This window comes from Variovorax atrisoli, from assembly GCF_014195185.1.
Classification (GTDB): Bacteria; Pseudomonadota; Gammaproteobacteria; order Burkholderiales; family Burkholderiaceae_C; genus Variovorax; species Variovorax atrisoli.
In genome coordinates, this window is record NZ_JACIBG010000010.1 from 127,614 (window position 1) to 146,456 (window position 18,843).

17 protein-coding genes and 1 pseudogene are annotated in these 18,843 nt (G+C 67.2%); 6 read left to right on the top strand and 12 right to left on the bottom strand.

The window, feature by feature from the left end; all coding sequences use genetic code 11:
• The 3 genes and pseudogenes from FHY06_RS29485 to FHY06_RS29495 form a co-directional block, all read right to left on the bottom strand.
• The gene (locus FHY06_RS29485) at positions 1-741 is read right to left on the bottom strand and encodes a DsbA family protein (protein ID WP_184607210.1); all 741 of its coding nucleotides are present in this window, start codon (positions 739-741) and stop codon (positions 1-3) included.
• A pseudogene (locus FHY06_RS29490) lies at positions 735-1,628 on the bottom strand (MBL fold metallo-hydrolase); the annotation flags it as partial. The gene FHY06_RS29485 and the pseudogene FHY06_RS29490, both read right to left, overlap by 7 nt.
• A gap of 133 nt (positions 1,629-1,761) precedes the next feature.
• Positions 1,762-2,664, bottom strand: coding sequence for a LysR family transcriptional regulator (locus FHY06_RS29495; protein ID WP_184607212.1), 903 nt, complete (start codon positions 2,662-2,664; stop codon positions 1,762-1,764).
• Between the two features lie 101 nt (positions 2,665-2,765).
• Between FHY06_RS29495 and FHY06_RS29500 the strand changes: the two genes are divergently transcribed.
• The 3 genes from FHY06_RS29500 to FHY06_RS29510 are packed head-to-tail and all read left to right on the top strand — an operon-like array spanning position 2,766 to position 5,966.
• The gene (locus tag FHY06_RS29500; RefSeq protein WP_184607213.1) at positions 2,766-3,713 is read left to right on the top strand and encodes a hydroxymethylglutaryl-CoA lyase; all 948 of its coding nucleotides are present in this window, start codon (positions 2,766-2,768) and stop codon (positions 3,711-3,713) included.
• Complete coding sequence (locus tag FHY06_RS29505; RefSeq protein ID WP_184607214.1) at positions 3,710-4,918, top strand: CaiB/BaiF CoA transferase family protein; 1,209 nt, start codon at positions 3,710-3,712, stop codon at positions 4,916-4,918. The genes FHY06_RS29500 and FHY06_RS29505 overlap by 4 nt, the downstream gene beginning before the upstream one ends.
• 40 nt (positions 4,919-4,958) lie before the next feature.
• Positions 4,959-5,966 carry a tripartite tricarboxylate transporter substrate binding protein gene (locus tag FHY06_RS29510; RefSeq protein WP_409327475.1) on the top strand — a complete coding sequence of 336 codons (1,008 nt, stop codon included), beginning with the start codon at positions 4,959-4,961 and terminating at the stop codon, positions 5,964-5,966.
• A gap of 16 nt (positions 5,967-5,982) precedes the next feature.
• Here the strand turns inward: FHY06_RS29510 and sugE are convergent, their stop codons facing one another.
• From sugE to dnaG, 5 genes are all read right to left on the bottom strand, one after another.
• Complete coding sequence (gene sugE, locus FHY06_RS29515; RefSeq protein ID WP_019655855.1) at positions 5,983-6,303, bottom strand: quaternary ammonium compound efflux SMR transporter SugE; 321 nt, start codon at positions 6,301-6,303, stop codon at positions 5,983-5,985.
• Between the two features lie 18 nt (positions 6,304-6,321).
• Complete coding sequence (locus tag FHY06_RS29520) at positions 6,322-7,455, bottom strand: HPP family protein (RefSeq protein WP_184607215.1); 1,134 nt, start codon at positions 7,453-7,455, stop codon at positions 6,322-6,324.
• 8 nt (positions 7,456-7,463) lie between these two features.
• Positions 7,464-8,699, bottom strand: coding sequence for a multidrug effflux MFS transporter (locus FHY06_RS29525; RefSeq protein ID WP_019655857.1), 1,236 nt, complete (start codon positions 8,697-8,699; stop codon positions 7,464-7,466).
• A gap of 111 nt (positions 8,700-8,810) precedes the next feature.
• Entirely contained in the window at positions 8,811-11,144 is a 2,334-nt protein-coding gene (gene rpoD / locus FHY06_RS29530) for an RNA polymerase sigma factor RpoD (protein WP_019655858.1), read from the bottom strand.
• Positions 11,145-11,441: 297 nt separating this feature from the next.
• Complete coding sequence (dnaG, locus tag FHY06_RS29535) at positions 11,442-13,472, bottom strand: DNA primase (RefSeq protein WP_184607216.1); 2,031 nt, start codon at positions 13,470-13,472, stop codon at positions 11,442-11,444.
• A gap of 83 nt (positions 13,473-13,555) precedes the next feature.
• On the opposite strand from dnaG, the gene FHY06_RS29540 reads away from it, so the two are divergent.
• Entirely contained in the window at positions 13,556-14,506 is a 951-nt protein-coding gene (locus tag FHY06_RS29540) for a YihY/virulence factor BrkB family protein (RefSeq protein ID WP_019655860.1), read from the top strand.
• Here FHY06_RS29540 and FHY06_RS29545 read toward each other — a convergent pair.
• Positions 14,454-15,212, bottom strand: coding sequence for a 3-hydroxyacyl-CoA dehydrogenase (locus FHY06_RS29545; protein ID WP_184607217.1), 759 nt, complete (start codon positions 15,210-15,212; stop codon positions 14,454-14,456). The genes FHY06_RS29540 and FHY06_RS29545 overlap by 53 nt on opposite strands.
• Before the next feature lie 183 nt (positions 15,213-15,395).
• Entirely contained in the window at positions 15,396-15,947 is a 552-nt protein-coding gene (locus FHY06_RS29550) for a phasin family protein (protein WP_019655862.1), read from the bottom strand.
• A 242-nt stretch (positions 15,948-16,189) separates the two neighbouring features.
• Between FHY06_RS29550 and FHY06_RS29555 the strand changes: the two genes are divergently transcribed.
• Positions 16,190-16,636: an acyl-CoA thioesterase gene (locus FHY06_RS29555; RefSeq protein WP_184607218.1), complete on the top strand. Its 447-nt coding sequence runs from the start codon at positions 16,190-16,192 to the stop codon at positions 16,634-16,636.
• Positions 16,637-16,718: 82 nt separating this feature from the next.
• On the opposite strand, the gene FHY06_RS29560 is transcribed toward FHY06_RS29555, so the two are convergent.
• Together FHY06_RS29560 and FHY06_RS29565 are read right to left on the bottom strand one after the other, a co-directional pair.
• Positions 16,719-17,126, bottom strand: coding sequence for a hypothetical protein (locus tag FHY06_RS29560; RefSeq protein ID WP_019655864.1), 408 nt, complete (start codon positions 17,124-17,126; stop codon positions 16,719-16,721).
• Between the two features lie 54 nt (positions 17,127-17,180).
• Positions 17,181-17,414, bottom strand: coding sequence for a CsbD family protein (locus FHY06_RS29565; RefSeq protein ID WP_019655865.1), 234 nt, complete (start codon positions 17,412-17,414; stop codon positions 17,181-17,183).
• 177 nt (positions 17,415-17,591) lie between these two features.
• Between FHY06_RS29565 and pncB the strand changes: the two genes are divergently transcribed.
• Positions 17,592-18,812 (top strand): nicotinate phosphoribosyltransferase, encoded by a 1,221-nt coding sequence (gene pncB / locus FHY06_RS29570; protein ID WP_019655866.1) that lies wholly within the window; start codon positions 17,592-17,594, stop codon positions 18,810-18,812.
• Positions 18,813-18,843: the final 31 nt, after the last annotated feature.

Consider the following 18,843-nt stretch of genomic DNA (forward strand, 5'->3'; position numbering starts at 1 on the left):
TCAGATCGCGCAGCCGTCGGGGCCGCAGGCCGGTGCCGGCGCGTCCGCTGCAGCCGGGGCCGGCTTCGAGGCTTCGGCCACGGCGGCAAGCTGCTTCTTCCATTCCTCCGCACGGCCGAGCCATGGGCCGATGTCGACGCGGCCGGCGCTGCCGTCGGGCTGCACGAGCACGAAGGTCGGAAAGCCCTGGCCGCCCGCGCGTTGCAGGAACTGGCGGCTCTCGGCGATGTGGCGCGAAGTGGCTTCGCCCGACTGGCGCTCGAAGGCCGATGTGAAGGCCTGCGCCTCGAAGCCGAGTTCGGCGGCGATCGCCTTCAGCACCTGCACGTCGGCGATGCGGCGGCCGTCGACGTAGTGCGCACGCTGCAGGCTGTGGATCATGTCCAGCCCGCCACCGGGGCGCAGCGACTCGGCAGCGAGGACGGCGGTGGTCGGCGGTTCGGAATCCATCACCGCGCCGGTGTCGCGCAGCAGTCCCCCGAAGTAGCGTTCGCCGAAGGGCTGGCCGGTCATCTCGGCGATGCGGTGGTCGTGCGGCATCACGTAGTCGCGCCACTGCGGCGTGATCGAGCGGCGGTTCGCGCCGGTCATCATGCCGCCGCCGTGGAACTCGACCTTCAGGCCCGGCACTTCGCGCGCCGCGTCGACCAGCGGCGCGGCGGCGTAGCACCAGCCGCACAGCGGATCGAAGATGTAGTGCAGCGTGGCGCCTGCGTGTCGGGCGTCGTTCATTGCGGCCATTTCATTTCTCCTTTGATCACCTTCGCGCCGAGCTCCAGCGAGGAAACGTCTTGCAGCTTCGGGTAGCGCTTCTTCATCGCGGCGATGAGCGCGGTCGAATCCTTGGCCTTGGCGGCTTCAGCCTCGAAGGCCCTGAGGTAGTCGCGCGTGAACTTCACCGACGCGAGCGAGTAGGGCGCGCTGCCGTTCGCGTTGGGCAGGTAGTGGCCGGGCACCACGGTCTTCGGATGCAGCGCCTCGATGCGGCCCAGTGTCTTGATCCAGTCGCGGCGCGACTCGGGCGTCTGCGTGTCGGCCACCCACACATGGATGTTGGCCGACACCGGGATGCCGCCGACCACCGCCTTCAGCGAGGGAATCCACGCGAAGCTGCGCTCGGGCGTGGGGCCGTCGAGGCCGACGACCTGGATCTTGCGGCCCTCGAGCTCGATGCTGTCGCCGGCCAGCGGCTGCGGCACCACCAGCGCCTTGGGCGCGTTGTCCTTCAGGATCGGGCCCCAGTGCGCGAGCTTGCCGTCCTTGGAGGCCTGGATGGCGGCCACGGTCTGCGGCGTGGCGACGATCTTCGCGTCGGGGAAGGCGGCCTGGATCACGTCGAGGCCGAAGTAGTAGTCGGGGTCGCTGTGGCTGATGTAGACCGTGGTGAGCTTCTTGCCCGTGGCCTTGATCTTCTGCACCAGCGCCTCGGCGTCGTTGCGCTGGAACTGGGCGTCGATCAGCACCGCGTCGGCCTGGCCGGTGACGATCTCCGAGGAGACCGGGAACATCGACTTCGCGCCGGGGTTGTAGACGTCGAGCCTGAGCGGTTGCGCGGCCTGCGCGGTCAGCGGTGCGACGAGGCTGGAACCGATGGCGAGAGCGGAGGCGAGGAGGGTTCTGCGGAGCATGGCGGCGTTCTTTCCGTGCGTGATTCGATTCGGGATGGATGCGTGACAGCGCTGAATGCCTCGAATGTTAGGTTGCGCGAATCGAAACAAAAACCCGAGGACCGACAACGGATAGTTTCTGGATTCGATCGAATCAGTCCGTGGCCCGCCGCTGCAGATGTGCCACCAGCAGCTGCGCCGAGGGCGACAGCTCCGTGTCGCCCCGGAAGCAGATCGCGAAGCGCCGCCGCGCCCAGGCGTCCGTCAGCGGCATCAGCCGCAGCCCGAAGGCTTCTGCGAAAGGTCGCGCCACCTCCGCCGGCACCACGCTGATCGCCAGCCCTGCGCGCACCACCCGCAAGGCGGCGTCGAAGTTGGACACCAGCACCCGGTACACCAGCGGCTTGCCGGCCACCGCCGCCTCGCGCGCGAGCATCAGCTGCACGGCGCTCAGCGCCGGCATGCCGACGAATTCGTGGCTCAGCACCTGCTCGAAGCGCACGCTCTCGCGCTGCGCCACCGGATGCGAGGGATGGGCCACCACGGCGAGGTGGTCGCAGCGGTAGTCGCGCCGCTGCAGGCCTTCGAGGTCGGCCGCGTCCCAGCACAGGCCGATGGAGGCGCTGCCCTCGCGGATGCCGCGCACGATCTCGGGGCTCACGCGCTCTTCCATGTCGACGCGGATGTTGCGGTGCGCCGGGTCCTGCAGGAAGTCGGCCACGTCCTCGGCCAGCGACTCGGCCATGACCGAGGCCGAGGCCAGGATTCGCACATGCCCGCGCACGCCGCCGGCATAGGCGGCCATGTCGCGCTCGATGCGGTGCACGCTGCCGAGCATCGCGCGGGCGTGCTCCAGCAGCGTCTCTCCGGCCGGGGTGGGCACCACGCCCCGGCGCTTGCGCAGCAGAAGCGGCGTGCCCACGGTTTCCTCCAGCTGGGCCAGCCGCTTGCTGATGGCCGAGCCGACGATGCTGGCCTGCTCGCCGGCGCGCGCGATGCTGCGCGTCTCGCAGACGGCGACGAAGAGGCGAAGGGTGGTGAGGTCGAGGTCTCGCATGATGTTCCGTTCTGGAATCAGATGGCTTCCAAAATATACCTTCTGAGTCGAATCGGAACTCCTACCATCGATGCCATAGCCAGCATCCACGGAGACAAGACTTGATTCACGCCTTCCTGCCGCCGCGCGCGGTCGTCCGCGAAGTGGGCCTGCGCGACGGCCTCCAGAGCATTGCGCGCGTGCTCTCCACCGACCACAAGCTCGAATGGATCCGCGGCGCCCACGCCGCCGGCCAGCGCGAGATCGAGGTCGGCTCCTTCGTGCCGGCGCGGCTGCTGCCGCAGCTGGCCGACACCGCCGAGCTTCTGGCCTATGCGAAGACGCTGCCCGGCCTCTTCGCCTCGGTGCTGGTGCCCAATCTCAAGGGCGCAGAGCGCGCCATCGATGGCGGGGCCGACCTGATGGTGGTGCCGCTGTCGGCCAGCCATGCGCACAGCCTGGCCAACCTGCGCAAGACGCCCGAGGAGGTGGTGGCCGAGGTCGGCCGCATCCGCGCGGCACGCGATGCCGCGGGCTCGAAGACGCTGATCGACGGCGGTGTGGGCACGGCCTTCGGCTGCACGCTGCAGGGACACGTCGATCCCGAGGAGGTGCTGCGGCTGATGCAGGCGCTGCTCGATGCCGGCGCCGACCGCGTGAGCCTCGCCGACACCGTGGGCTACGCCGATCCGGCGATGGTGCGCAGCCTGTTCGAGCGCGCCCTGCGCATCGCGGGCGACCGGCTGTGGTGCGGCCACTTCCACGACACGCGCGGCATGGGGCTCGCGAACGTCTACGCCGCGCTCGAAGTCGGCATCACCCGCTTCGACGCCTGCCTCGCCGGCATCGGCGGTTGCCCGCACGCGCCCGGCGCCAGCGGCAACGTCGACACGGAAGACCTGGTCTTCATGCTCGAGAGCATGGGCGTCGCCACCGGCGTCGACCTGCCGAAGCTGCTCGACCTGCGCGGGCGCGTGGCCGGCTGGCTCGAAGGCGAGACGCTGCAGGGCACCGTCTGGCGGGCGGGTTTTCCGAAGACTTTCACGGCCATGGAAGGCGTCGCGGCATGAGCACGAGCGATACGCAAGCCAGGCGCCTGCCGCTCGCCGGCATCCGCGTGGTCGAGTTCACGCACATGGTCATGGGGCCGACCTGCGGCATGGTGCTGGCAGACCTGGGCGCGGAAGTGATCAAGGTCGAGCCCATCGACGGCGACCGCACGCGGCACCTGCTGGGCGCGGGCGCGGGCTTCTTCCCGATGTTCAACCGCAACAAGAAGAGCATCGCGCTCGACTTGCGCAATCCCCAGGGGCTGGAAGCAGCGCTGCGGCTGTGCGTGAGCGCCGACGTGGTGGCGCAGAACTTCAAGCCCGGCACCATGGACAAGTACGGGCTTGGCTACGCCGCGCTGGGCAAGCTCAACCCCCGCCTCGTGTACGTGGATCACGCGGGCTTCCTGCCCGGCCCCTACGAGCACCGCACCGCGCTCGACGAGGTGGTGCAGATGATGGGCGGCCTCGCCTACATGACCGGGCGCCCGGGCGATCCGCTGCGCGCGGGCACCAGCGTGAACGACATCATGGGCGGTATGTTCGGCGCCATCGGCGCGATCGCCGCGCTGATGCAGCGCATGCAGACCGGCAAGGGGCAGGAGGTGAAGTCCGCGCTGTTCGAGAACAACGTGTTCCTGGTCGGCCAGCACATGCTGCAGTACGCCATCACCGGCCAGGCCGCCGCGCCGATGCCCGAGCGCATCTCGGCCTGGGCGCTGTACGACGTGTTCACAGTGAAGGACGGCGAGCAGATCTTCCTGGCCGCGGTGAGCGACGCGCAGTGGAAGACCTTCTGCGACGCACTCGGCTTCGACGACCTGAAGGCCGACCCGGCGCTGGCCACCAACAACGACCGCGTGCGCATGCGCCCCACGCTGCTGGCCGACCTGCGCCGGCGCCTCGCGCAGCGCCCGGCGGCGGAGCTGTCGGCGATCTTCGAGGCGAAGGGCCTGCCGTTCGCGCCGATCACGCGGCCCGAGGACCTCTACGCCGATCCGCATCTCCAGGCCACGGGCGGCCTCGCCGACATCCGCCTGCCCGACGGCGAACGCGCCGGAGAGATCGCGCAGACCACGCTCTTTCCGATCACGCTGGACGGCGAGCGGCTGGGTGTGCGGCTGCATCCGCCCACGCTGGGCGAACACACCCGCGAGCTGCTGGCGGAACTGGGCTATGCACCCGAGCAGGTCGATGCGATGCGAGCCGAATCGGCGGTGGCCTGAACAAGGCGCCTCCCCAACCATAAAGAAGAGAGACAAGACCATGACGACGAACGACACGCCTTCCCTGAAGACTTCCCTGAAGATGAACCGCCGCGCGCTGCTCGGCCTCGGCGCCAGCGCCGCTGCGATGGCCGCATGCCCAGCGCTCGCGCAGGGCTCGGACAAGCCCATCCGCCTGATCCTGCCGATCAGCGCCGGCTCGGGCGTGGACACCATCGCGCGCGCCGCAGCGCCCGCACTGGGCAAGGCCTTCGGCCAGCCGGTGGTGATCGACAACCTGCCGGGCGCGGGCGGCATCACCGGCGCGGCGGCCATCGTCAAGGCGGCGCCGGACGGGCTCACGCTGGGCATGGTGTCGAACAACCACGTCATCAACCCGGCGGTGTTCAGGAAGATGCCCTTCGACGCGATCAACGACATCACGCCGATCAGCGTGGTGGGTGCGACGCCGCTGGTGCTGCTGGCCAACCCGAAACTGCCGGCGAAGAACGTGCCCGAGCTGGTCGCGCTGCTTCGCGCGAAGCCGGGCGCCTACAACTACGCCTCTTCGGGCAACGGCACCATCATCCACCTCGCAGGCGAGATGTTCATGGACGAGGCCGGCGTGAAGGCGCGGCACATCCCGTACAAGGGCACCGGGCCAATGATGACCGACATGATCGGAGGGCAGGTCGAGCTGGGCGTGGTGGCGCTGCCGGCGGTGCAGCAGCACATCAGGAGCGGCGCGCTGCGCGCCATCGGCCTGTGCGGCGCCCAGCGCTCGCCGGCCGCGCCCGACATTCCCGCCATCGCCGAGCAGGGCCTGCCCAACTACGCGGTGGAAGGCTGGTTCGCGGTGATCGGCCCGGCGAAGATGCAGCCGGCGGATGTGCTGCGCGTGCACGACGCGGTGGTCGCCGCGTTCAACAGCGCCGAGGTGCGCGAGGCGATGGACAAGCAGGGCAACGTCGTCAGGCCGACGACATCGGAGCAGGCTGGGAGCTACTTCCGCAGCGAGGCCGCGCGCTATGCGGCGCTGGTGAAGAAGGCGAACGTGACGCTCGAGTAGGGCTCGGGAATGGGGCTCAGGCAGCGCTCGTGAACTTGAGCCCGACGATGCCGGCCACGATCAGCGCGACGCACGCGAGCCGCGCGGCGTTGGCCGGCTCGCCGAACAGCACGATGCCCAGCACCACGGTGCCCACCGCGCCGATGCCGGTCCACACCGCATAGGCCGTGCCCACCGGCAGCGAGCGCATCGCCCAGCCCAGCAGCACCACGCTGAGCACCATCGAGATCGCAGTACCCACCGACGGCCAGAACCTGGTGAAGCCCTCGGTGTACTTGAGGCCGATGGCCCAGCCCGTCTCCAGCAGGCCTGCGATGAACAACACGATCCACGCCATGTGCGTGCTCCTTTCGCTTCAGTTTTCCGGCCGCACGGCGCGGTAGAGGGCGCGCACGAAATCCGACTGGGTGATCATCCCGGCCAGCCGCTTCTCGCCGTCGATGATGGGAATGTGGTGGTGCCCACCCTCGGAGAAGAGCGGCACCAGGTCGACCACCGGCCGGTCGGCGCTGGCCACGCGCACCTGGCGCGTCATGATCTGGCCCACCACCTCGGGCTTGCTCGACATCACGGTGCGCGTCGCGCGGATCAGGTCGCGCAGCCTGGCCGCGATGCCTTCGTGGTGCTGCAGGTCGAGCTGGCGGAAGAAGTCGGCCTGCGTGACGATGCCCACCACGCGGCGCGTGCGGTCGGTGACGGGCAGGGCCTTGATGCGGCGCTCGTGCATCAGCGCCCAGGCTTCCTGCAGCGGCGTGCCGAACTCCACCGAGACGGGCTGCTTCGACATGATGTCGGCGCAGCTCAGCGTCCCCAGACGGCGCTTGTACGACTCCAGCTCGGTCTCGCGGATCAGCGATTCGAGATCGTCGCGGCTGATGTCGAGCACCTGGTTGTAGCGCGCCAGCACGGCGTCGATGTCGGCCTGGCTGAAGCGCGCATCCGGGCCCGGCGGGCGCGCCGCCACCTGCACGTGCGGATAGCGCCGCCCGGTCAGCGTGTTGTAGACCACGCCCGCCAGCACCAGCAGCAGCGAGTTGGTGAAGAAGGGGAAGAGCGCCGACGAGAAATGCGTGCTGTGCGTCAGCACCGCCAGCAGCGCCGCGGCGCCGCCGGGCGGGTGCAGGCAGCGCGCGCTGAACATCAGGCCGATGGCGCCCGCCACGGCGACGGCGGCGGCGAGCTCGGGGCTCGGAATCCAGTTGGCCGCCGCGATGCCCACCACCGCCGACAGCGTGTTGCCGCCGATCACCGGCCAGGGCTGCGCCAGCGGACTCGCCGGCACCGCGAACACCAGCACCGCGCTCGCGCCCAGCGGCGCGATCAGCCAGACCGATGCATGCAGGGGGCCGGCCAGCCAGTGCGACAGCAGTGCGGCAAGCAGCAGGCCGATGCCCGCGCCCACGACGGCGCGCAGCCGCTCGCGCGCATCGACGGTGGTGCGGCCCGGCAGCCAGGCCCGCGCGTGGGTGAGGAGGGCCTCGAGGCGCATGCTCGCCCTCAGCCCTCGTGCGCCACCTTCCGCCCGATGTCGGGCCAGCGCCCGTGCAGCCACACCCAGGCGACGAGGCCGATGCCCAGCATGCCCATGGAGGTCAGCGCCAGCGCGAGCGTGGAATGCATCACCAGCGGCGCCACCGCGCCGGCCACGATGCCGTTGGCGGTGGAGCCGATCACCGCCTGCAGCGACGAGGCCATGCCGCGGCGCTCGGGGTGCAGGTCGAGCACCAGCAGCGTGACCACCGGCACCATCAGCGCCCATCCGAAGGCGAACACCGCCAGCGGCCACAGCGCCCAGGCCACGTGCGCCTGGAAGAAGGTGTTGGCCACCACGTTGACCACCGAGGTGGCCAGCATGATGACGAAGCCGTCGCGGATCTGCCGCTTGGGCGCCACCTTGCCGGCCATGCGCCCGCTGGCGCGTGCGCCGAGCATGATGCCCCCGATGGTCAGCAGGAAGAACCAGAAAAACTGCTGCGGCTGCAGCGCGAGGTGGTCGCCCAGGAAGGCCGGCGCGGCCAGCACGTAGAGGAACATGCCGTTGAAGGGCACGCCGCTGGCGAAGGCCAGCAGCAGAAAGCGCGGGTCGGAGCACAGGCTCCAGTAGCCGCGCATCAGGTGCCGCACCTGGAAGGGCTGGCGGTGGTCCTTGTGCAGCGTCTCGGGCAGCAGCTTGTAGTTGGCCGCGAACAGCACCACGCCCACCGCCACCAGGAACCAGAACACCGCGTGCCAGCCCGCATGCACGAAGAGGAAGCCGCCCACGATGGGCGCGATGGCCGGCGCGACGCCGAAGTAGATCGTGACCTGGCTCATCACCCGCTGCGCCTCGGCCGGCGGGAACATGTCGCGGATCACCGCGCGCGAGACCACGATGCCCGCGCCGGTCGACAGGCCCTGCAGCCCGCGGAACAGCACCAGCTGCGTGATGTTCTGCGAGAGCGCGCAGCCCAGCGAGGCCAGCGTGAACACCGCCAGGCCCCAAAGCACCACGGGGCGGCGGCCGAAGCTGTCGGACAGCGCACCGTGGAACAGGTTCATGAACGCGAAGCCGAAGAGGTAGGCCGAGAGCGTCTGCTGCATCTCGGCCGGCGTCGCGCCGATGGAGCGCGCGATGCCCGAGAAGGCCGGTATGTAGGTGTCGATGGAGAAGGGCCCGAGCATGCCCAGCACGGCCAGCAGCACGGCAAGCGCCCAGCGCGGGGCCTGCCAGAGTTTGTCTGCGTCGGGATTCATGGTCAGGGTTGCTCCATTGTTCTTATTGCATGTACCGCAGGTATTGCGAGTACCAAAAAAGAAAGCGCCCTTGCGGGCGCCTCCTCGTCGGGGAAATACCGGGAGACCGGATCAGAGCGTATCAATAAAGCTGCGCAGCTTGTCCGAACGCGACGGATGCTTGAGCTTGCGCAGGGCCTTCGCCTCGATCTGGCGGATGCGCTCGCGGGTCACGTCGAACTGCTTGCCGACTTCTTCCAGCGTGTGGTCCGTGCTCATCTCGATGCCGAAGCGCATGCGCAGCACCTTGGCTTCGCGCGGCGTGAGCGAGTCGAGGATGTCCTTGACCACGTCGCGCAGGCCGGCCTGCATCGCGGCCTCGATCGGGGCCGTGTTGCTGCTGTCCTCGATGAAGTCGCCCAGGTGCGAATCGTCGTCGTCGCCGATGGGGGTTTCCATCGAGATCGGCTCCTTCGCGATCTTCATGATCTTGCGGATCTTGTCTTCCGGAATCTCCATCTTCGCGGCCAGGATGCCGGCGTCGGGCTCGAAGCCGAACTCCTGCAGATGCTGGCGCGAGATGCGGTTCATCTTGTTGATCGTCTCGATCATGTGCACCGGGATGCGGATGGTGCGCGCCTGGTCGGCGATCGAGCGGGTGATGGCCTGGCGGATCCACCACGTCGCATACGTCGAGAATTTGTAGCCGCGACGGTATTCGAACTTGTCGACCGCCTTCATCAGGCCGATGTTGCCTTCCTGGATCAGGTCGAGGAACTGCAGGCCGCGGTTCGTGTACTTCTTGGCGATGGAGATCACGAGGCGCAGGTTGGCCTCGATCATTTCCTTCTTGGCATCGCGCGAGGACGATTCGCCCTCGTTCATGCGCTTGTTGATGTCCTTCAGCTCGGCCAGCGGCACCACCACGCGCGACTGGATGTCGGCGAGCTTCTGCTGCAGTTCCTGAACCGGCGGGATGTTGCGCGCGAGCACGGCGCTCCAGGGCTTGCCGGCTGCGGCCTGCTTCTCGACCCACTTCAGGTTCAGCAGGTTGGAGGCGACGCGGTTGCCGTTCTTGTCGTAGCCGCTGAAGTCGCGGATGAACTCGTCCTGCGGGAAGCCGCACTTGTCCACGATGATGCGGCGCAGTTCGCGTTCCTTCTTGCGCACGTCGTCCACCTGCGTGCGCACCAGGTCGCACAGCTTCTCGATGGTGCGGGCGGTGAAGCGGATGGTCATCAGCTCGTCCGACAGGGCCTGCTGGGCCTTGGCGTAGGCGGGGGTGCCGTAGCCTTCCTTGTCGTAGATCTTGTGGACCTTCTCGAACAGCTCGGCGATACGGTCGAAGCGCGAGAGGGCCTCGTTCTTGAGCTCTTCCAGCTTCTTGGTCAGGGCCTTGGAGCCGCCCTTGCCGTCGTCGTCGTCTTCCTCGTCGAACTCGTCGAAGTCTTCCTCGGCCACGTAGTCGTCGGCCTCGTTGGGGTTGGAGAAACCGTCGACGATGGTCGAGATGACGACCTTGCCTTCACGGATCTCGCCGGCCAGGCGCAGGATCTCGGCGATGGTGGCGGGGGAGGCCGAGATGGCCTCCATCATGGCCATCAGGCCGCCTTCGATGCGCTTGGCGATCTCGATTTCGCCTTCGCGCGTCAGCAGCTCGACCGTGCCCATTTCGCGCATGTACATGCGCACCGGGTCGGTGGTGCGGCCGAATTCGCTGTCCACCGTGGAGAGCGCGGCTTCGGCTTCTTCCTCGGCTTCTTCCACCGTGGTGGCGGTGGGCGCGGTGTTGTTCAGCAGCAGCGTCTCGGCGTCGGGCGTCTGCTCGTACACGGCCACGCCCATGTCGTTGAGCATGGTGACCACGACTTCCATGGTCTCGGCGTCGACCAGCTTGTCGGGCAGGTGGTCGGAGATTTCGCCGTGCGTGAGATAGCCGCGGGTCTTGCCCAGCGTGATCAGGGTCTTCAGGCGCGAGCGGCGCTTGGCCAGGTCTTCCTCGGAGAGCACGGTCTCGTCGAGGCCGAATTCCTTCATCAAGGCGCGTTCCTTCGCCTTGCTGATCTTCATGCGAAGCGGCTTGACCTTTTCTTCGGTCGCCGCAACCGCGGGCTCGTCACCCGCCAGGTCGTCCTCGATGTCCGACAGGTCGACGTCGCTCTCGGGGGCTTCCTTGTCGGCCTTGGGCTTGCGGCCGCGCTTGGCACCGGTGGTGGACGAGGCGGCGCCGGCGGCCTTGGGCGGGCGGCCGACCTTCTTGGCGGCCGGAGCGGCTGCCTTCTTGGGATCGTCGAGGGAGGTCGATTTCGTGGGCACGGTTTTCACTTTCGTAGCGGCGGCCGATTTGGATGCGGCGGCGGCCGTCTTGGTTGCCGGTTTCGCGCCGGCTTTCAACGGTTTTTCTGCTGCGGGCTTGGTGGCGACGCTTTTTGCGAGTGAAGGAGCAGGCTTCTTTGAACTGGGCATACGACCTCGTTACGACAAGAAAAGACAAGCGGAATCACAGATGCACCGTCGCACGGACGGCGCCACCGAGCCCGTGCACAGGCACGGACTGGAAACAAATGGGAAAGAGGAAGTGATTCCTCAACAGGCAAGATGTCGGGCGAACATTTGGTGTGCAGTCCTTGCGGTTATTGGCCCTTTCCGCCGGAATCTACCGTTGGAGTGCATTGCGCTGGGGGCCGGCCCGGAGGTGCTGCTGTCGCTCTTGCCTAATTTCGCCAGTTGCGAAGCCCTACATTATAGCGTGTTGCGCAAATTTCAAGCAGTTTCTGAACCCGACGAGCGCAATCTGGCACGCAATTCGAGCCGCCTCGCCTGGATGGCCCTGAAACGCTCCGGCGCATCCGGATCCTTCCCGAAAGCAGCAATTGCCTCGCTTTCCTGCTTTTTCAAGAGTTCCTCGAGCATGAAGTCGAGCACGCTGGCCAATTCGCGTGCCGCGTCGGCCTGGTGCTGCGCTTCCTCGCCCTCGGGAACGGGCGCGGCTTCGGCGACGGACATCAGCCGCTCGGCCAGCGGCTCGAATTCGAGCCCGCGCAGGCCTTCGCGCAGCGCTGCCCAGGGCTGCACGCCGTGTTCGTGCAACTGGCTGTCGAGCCAGGTGAAGAGGGCGCCGTGCTGGCCCGGCAGGTCGCACAGCATCACATGGAGCTCGTGCGACAGCGCTTCCCACTGGGTCGTGTTCGACAGCAGCAGCCGCACCGCCACGTCGGGACGGCTCGGCGGTGCGCCGCGCCCGCGCAGGGGCTCGATCGGCTCCTCGAACCTGCCGCCCCAGCGCTTGCCGCCCTTGCCCGTGAACTTGCGCTGCTGAAACCTGGGCTTGCTATCGCTTTCATAGCGCGCAGGCTCGTAGTCCTGCGGCGGGGGCATGTCGGGGTAGTAGTCGTCTCCGCCCGCGTCGCCGTAGCCCGGGGGCTCGTCGTGGCGCCGCTGCTGCGCCGGAGCGCCGCCCGTCTTGCGCGGACCGGGCGTGGATGCCCAAAGCTCCGAAAGCGCGGATGCGTCGAGCTGAACCAGCGTCGCGATCTCGCCCAGCAGCTGCCGCTTGAGTGCTCCGTCGGGCATGGCGCTCCAGAGCGGGCGCACATTGCTCGTCATGTGGGCGCGTCCCTCGGCGGTGGTCAGGTCGCAGCCTTCGCGGGCGGCCTCGATCATGAAGCGCGACAGCGGCGTGGCCTCGTTGACGAAGCGGGCGAAGGCCTCGGCGCCGTGCTCGCGGATGAAGCTGTCGGGGTCGTGCTCCGCCGGAAGGAACAGGAACTTGATGCTGCGCACGTCGGTGGCATAGGGCAGGGCGCCGTCGAGCGCCTTGCGCGCGGCACGGCGCCCGGCGGCGTCGCCGTCGAAGCTGAACACCACCGACTCGGTGAAGCGGAAGAGCTTCTGCACGTGCTCGGTCGTGCAGGCCGTGCCCAGCGTGGCCACCGCGTTCGGAAAGCCGAGCTGCGCCAGCGCCACCACGTCCATGTAGCCCTCGGTGACCAGCGCGTAGCCCTTGTCGCGGAAGGCCGCGCGGGCTTCGTAGAGGCCGTAGAGCTCGCGGCCCTTGCTGAACACCGGCGTCTCGGGCGAGTTCAGGTACTTGGGCTTCTCGTCGCCCAGCACCCGGCCGCCGAAGCCGATGCATTCGCCCTTCACGTTGCGGATCGGGAACATCACGCGGTCGCGGAAGCGGTCGTAGCGCTTGGTTTCTTCCTCGCTGAGCTTGCCTTCCTCGTTGTTGACGATCACGAGGCCGGCCTCGGCGAGCAGCGGATCGTCATAGTCGGGGAACACGCTGGCCAGCGTGCGCCAGCCCGCCGGCGCATAGCCGATGCCGAACTGCTTGGCGATCTCGCCCGAGACTCCCCGGCCCTTCAGGTACTCGATGGCGCCGGGGGCCTTGCGCAGGTGCTTGCGGTAGGCCTCGCCGGCCTTCTCGAGCACGTCGGTCAGGGTGGCCTGCTTCTGGCGCTGGCTGGCGGCGCGGGCGCGCTCGGCGGGTGAGACGTCGTCCTCGGGCACCTGCAGGCCGTACTGGCCGGCCAGGTCGTGGACCGCCTCCACGAAGCCCATGCCCGCATGCTCCATCAGGAAGCCGATCGCGTTGCCATGGGCCCCGCAGCCGAAGCAGTGATAGAACTGCTTGGTCGGGCTGACGGAGAAGGAGGGCGATTTCTCGCCGTGGAAGGGGCACAGCCCCATGAAGTTGGCGCCGGCCTTCTTGAGCTGCACGTAGCGGCCGACGATCTCCACCACATCGGCTCGCGCGATGAGTTCCTGGATGAATGAAGCGGGGATGGTCATGTAGGCGAAGAGCGGCAAATCATACGCAAGCGGCCGAAGCCGCACGGCCGGACGGCATACTGAATGGCGACCGGAATCCACGCATGACGACGCCCAATCCCCTGCAACACGCCGCGCCGCTGCTGCGCCACCCCTTGCGATTCGCCTGGGAAGCCCTCAAGGAATTCCGCGCCAACCAGGGCCTTCTGCTCGCCGGCGCGGTGGCGTACTACGCGCTGCTTTCCATCGTGCCGCTGCTGATCGTGAGCGTGATCGCGCTGTCGCACGTCATCGAGCAGGCCGAGCTGCTGCGCACCATCGGGCGGTATCTCGAATGGCTGCTGCCGGGCCAGTCGAAGGCGATCGTGGCGGAGCTGTCGAGCTTTCTCGACCACCGCGACGTGCTGGGGCCGGTGCTGCTGGTGACGATGATCTTCTTCAGCTCGCTGGCCTTCAGCGTGCTCGAAAGCGCGATGGCGGTGATCTTTCACCACCGAAAGGCCGACCACAAGCGGCACTTCCTGGTCTCGGTGGCCATGCCCTACATCTACATCGTCTGCCTCTGCGTGGGGCTGCTGCTGGTCACGCTGGTGTCGGGCGCGCTGCAGCTGGTGGGCCAGGAAAGCGTCGACCTGCTGGGGCGCAGCTGGTCGCTGTCGGGCGTCTCGGGGCTGCTGCTTTATCTGCTGGGCCTGGGCGGCGAGATCTTCATGCTGACCTCGCTCTACCTCGTGATGCCGGCCGGGCGCATGTCGCTGCGGCACGCGCTGCTGGGCGGCGTGACGGCCGCGCTGCTGTGGGAGGCCACGCGGCGGGTGCTGATCTGGTACTTCTCGACGCTCTCGCAGGTGAACGTGGTCTACGGCTCGCTCACCACCGCCATCGTGGTGCTGCTGAGCCTGGAGATCGCCGCCACGCTGGTGCTGCTGGGGGCCCAGGTGATCGCGCAGTACGAGCGCCTGGACCGCACCGGCACCACCAGGGTGCCGGAATCCGGAAGGCTCAGCGGGGAGCCAGTCGAATCGCTCCGTCCAGGCGGATCACCTCGCCGTTGAGCATGTCGTTCTCGATGATGTGCTTGGCGAGCTTGGCGTAGTCCTCGGGCGTGCCCAGGCGCGAAGGGAAGGGCACGCTGGCGGCCAGCGCGTCCTGCACTTCCTGCGGCATGCCGAAGAGCATGGGCGTGCCGAAGATGCCGGGCGCGATGGTCATGTTGCGGATGCCGCTGCGCGCGAGGTCGCGTGCGATCGGCAGGGTCATGCCGACCACGCCGCCCTTGGAGGCGCTGTAGGCGGCCTGGCCGATCTGGCCGTCGTAGGCAGCCACGGAAGCGGTCGAGATCAGCACGCCGCGCTCGCCGGTGGATTCGGGCTCGTTCCTGCCCATGGCGTCGGAGGCGAGCCGGATCATGTTGAAGCTGCCGATCAGGTTGACCGTGACGGTCTTGCTGAAGGTGGCCAGCGCGTGCGGGCCACTCTTGCCCACGGTCTTCTCGGCCGGGGCGATGCCGGCGCAGTTGACCAGGCCGACCAGCTTGCCGAGCTTGAGGGCGGCTGCCACGGCGGCCTGGCCGTCGGCTTCCTGGCTCACGTCGCACTTGACGAATACGCCGCCGATCTCCTTGGCGACGGCTTCGCCCTTTTCAGCCTGCATGTCGGCGATCACCACCTTGCCGCCGTTGGCGGCCAGCATGCGCGCCGTACCCTCGCCGAGGCCCGAAGCGCCACCGGTCACGATAAAAACCTTGCCGTCGATCTGCATAAAAAGTCTCCTGGGATAAGCCTTTCATTATCGAAGACGCCAAGCACCGGCCAGGAACACCGCGGAACCGGCCCCCGCCGGGCCGCAACAGACATAAAAAAAGGCCTCATCCGAGGATGAGGCCCTGAATTGGATCCGTGAGGACCCAAGGAGACAACTGGTGGTGGTCGGTCGCTTGATTGCTCAGCGCTTGCGCGAAGCGGTGGCGGTCTTGGCGGCGGCGACGGCCTGGCTCGACACGGCGTTGAAGTTGGCTTCGGCGACGTCCGAGGCTTGCTTGACGGCCTTCTGGACCGATTCGAAAGCGTTGTTGGCGGCGGCCACGGCGCTCTTCAGGACGGCAACGGCGGTTTCCGAACCGGCGGGAGCGTTCTTGGAAGCGCTGTCGACCAGGCCGACGAAGGCTTGCTGAGCTTCGGTCGCCTTGGCTTCGAAGGCCTTGGTGAACTCGGCGCCGGTGCCTTGGGCGATGTCATACAGGTGACGGCTGTAGGCGGCGGTCTTCTCGGCCAGGGGCTGGAACAGGCTGGCTTGCAGCGTCAGCAGTTCTTGCGCGTCCTTCACGCTCAGGGCGGCCTGGGCGGTGTTCTGGGCTTCGGCCAGGGCTGCCTTCGAGGCGGTCACGTTCAGTTCGACGAGCTTCTCGACGCCTTCGAAAGCCTTGGTGGTCAGGCCGAAGAGGGTTTCGAGGTTTGCTTTTTGAGCGGCGAGGATTTGGTCAGCGGTCAGGGCCATTTGGGATCTCCAGAAGGGATGATTGAGTGGTTGGTTCACTTTGCGCTGTCTCGCCGTCAATGTTGCGGTGCAGCATGGCCTCAAGTATAGGCAGCTGGTTCCCGCGATCAAGTGGTTTTTGCTGCCATGCAGCAATTTAGAAGGGGGCTTCTAAATCCGGCCTCGGCGGTGTTCCCTGTGCTCTCGCAGGAGGTCGCGAAGGTTCCGCCTTCCCGCGCAGGCCGCTGGCAGAATGCCGCGCGATGAGCGCCCCGACCACCAAACCCACTCCCCATGCGCGCAGCGGCTACCGCGCATTCCGCAGCATCCCAACGCGCTGGGCCGACAACGACATGTACGGCCACGTCAACAACGTCGTCTACTACAGCTGGTTCGACACGGCGGTGAATGCCCTGCTGATCGAGCGGGGCGCCCTCGACATTCACGATGGCCAGACCGTCGGCTTCGTGGTGGAGACCCAGTGCAACTACTTCGCGCCTGTCGCCTTCCCCCAGACGGTGGAAGCAGGTGTGCGGGTCGCCCAGACGGGCCGCTCGAGCGTGCGCTACGAGATCGCCCTGTTCGCCGAAGGCTCCGACACCGCCGCGGCGCAGGGCCATTTCGTGCACGTCTATGTGGACCGCGCCACGCAGCGCCCGGTGCCCCTGCCCGACGCCTTGCAGCGGGTGGTCGACTCGCTCAAGGCCTGACGCCCTTCGAGCCAATTCCCCCTGAGAAAAAAGAAAGACGGCGCCCGAGGGCGCCGTCTTTGCTGGCAAGCCTGGAAGGGGCTTACATGCTCTTCTTCATGGCCTTGATGTCGGCCTTGCCTTGAGCTTCGTCAGCCTTGGCCTGCTTCTCGCAAGCGGTCTTGGCTTCGCCCTTCTGGTCGTCGCACTTTTCCTTGGCGACTTCATAGTTGGCCTTCACCTTTTCCTCGGCGACCTTGCGGGAGTTGCTGTCGCTGGGCTTGTACTGCTGCTCGAGTTCGGCCTTGGCAACGTTTTCCTTGCCCTTGGCTTCCTTCATGCAGACATCCTTGGCGTTGTCCTTCATGGTGTCGCACTGGGTCTTGGCGACCTTGTAGTCGGCTTCGATCTTTTCCTTGGCGACCTTGTACTCGTCCTTGGTCATTGCACTGGCCTGGGTGGCCACGAAGCAGGTGGATGCGAGGGCCAGCATGAGAAGGTGTTTTTTCATGGGAGTTCTCCTTCGAGGTGATTTGAATTCGGCTGCAAGCAGGGGAGGTGGCGCTCAATAGCGCTCGAACCAGAGCGAGTCGGGCGTACGGCCGTCGCGCGACTCCCAGTCCTTGACCTGTTTCTCGGCCTCGTCGCGGCTGATGCCGTGGCGTTCCTGGATGCGGCCGAGCAGCTGGTCGCGCTTGCCGGCGATGACGTCGAAGTCGTCGTCGGTGAGCTTGCCCCACTGCTCCTTGACCTTGCCCTTGAGCTGCTTCCAGTTGCCTTCGATGGTGTCCTTGTTCATGCGAATCTCCTTTGGGACTGTTGATCCGGCGGGCTGTGTCCGCCGCCGTGAAAGCAATGTGGCTTCAACGATTCGCCCTGACGGTAGGACGTGCTGTTCGGACCCCGTAGGCAGACGCCGACGCGTCCCGTGATAATCGAACGGCCGCCGAAAGTTTGGGACAACGCGCACAGCACCATGATCATCCACAGCCTGCTCGACACCGACCTCTACAAGTTCACGATGATGCAGGTGGTCCTGCATCACTTTCCGGGGGCACGGGTCGAGTACCGCTTCAAGTGCCGCAACCCCGGCGTCGATCTGGCGCAGTTCGCCGGGCAGATCCGCGAGGAGGTGCGCGGGCTGTGCTCGCTGCAGTTCCGCGATGCCGAGCTGGCCTACCTTCGCTCCATGCGCTTCATCAAGAGCGACTTCGTCGACTTCCTCGGGCTCTTCAGGCTCAACGAGAAGTACATCAACATTATTCCCCAGCCCTCGGGCGAGCTCGAGATCCGCATCAAGGGGCCGTGGCTGCACACCATCCTGTTCGAGATCCCGGTGCTGGCCATCGTCAACGAGGTCTATTTCCGCAACACGCAGAAGAAGCCCGACTTCGAGGAAGGCCGCCGCCGCCTCGAGACCAAGCTGGGCCAGCTGCAGGAAGCCGGCCTCGGCGACCTGAAGATCGCCGACTACGGCACGCGTCGGCGCTTCTCCAAGGACTGGCACGAAGAGGTGCTGCGCACGGCGGCCGCGCGGCTGGGCGCCGTCACCTCGCCGCCGGTGCAGGCGCCTCCGGGCGCGCGGCTGCCGCAGCTGGCGGGCACCAGCAACGTGCTCTATGCCATGAAGCTCGGCATGATCCCGCTGGGCACCATGGCGCACGAATACCTGCAGGCCTGCCAGGCGCTGGGCCCGCGGCTGCGCGACAGCCAGATCTTCGGCTTCGAGAGCTGGGCCCGCGAGTACCGCGGCGACCTGGGCATCGCGCTGTCCGACGTGTACGGCATGAGCGCCTTCCTGCGCGACTTCGACCTGTACTTCTGCAAGCTGTTCGACGGCGCCCGCCACGACAGCGGCGACCCCTTCGTCTGGGGCGAGCGCATGCTGGCGCACTACATCGCCAACCGGGTCGACCCGCGCACCAAGACGCTGATCTTCAGCGACGGCCTCACGGTGCCGCGCACCATCGAGCTCTACCAGCAGTTCCGCGGCCGCTGCCAGCTGGCCTTCGGCATCGGCACCAACCTCACCAACGACCTGGGCTACGAGCCGCTGCAGATCGTCATCAAGATGATCGAGTGCAACGGCCAGCCGGTGGCCAAGCTGTCGGACACGCCGTCCAAGAACATGTGCGAGGACGAGAAATACCTGGCCTACCTGCGCCAGGTGTTCGAGATCGAACAACCCCCGGCCTGAAGGCTGTACTGACCTCTCTGGTACGGTACGG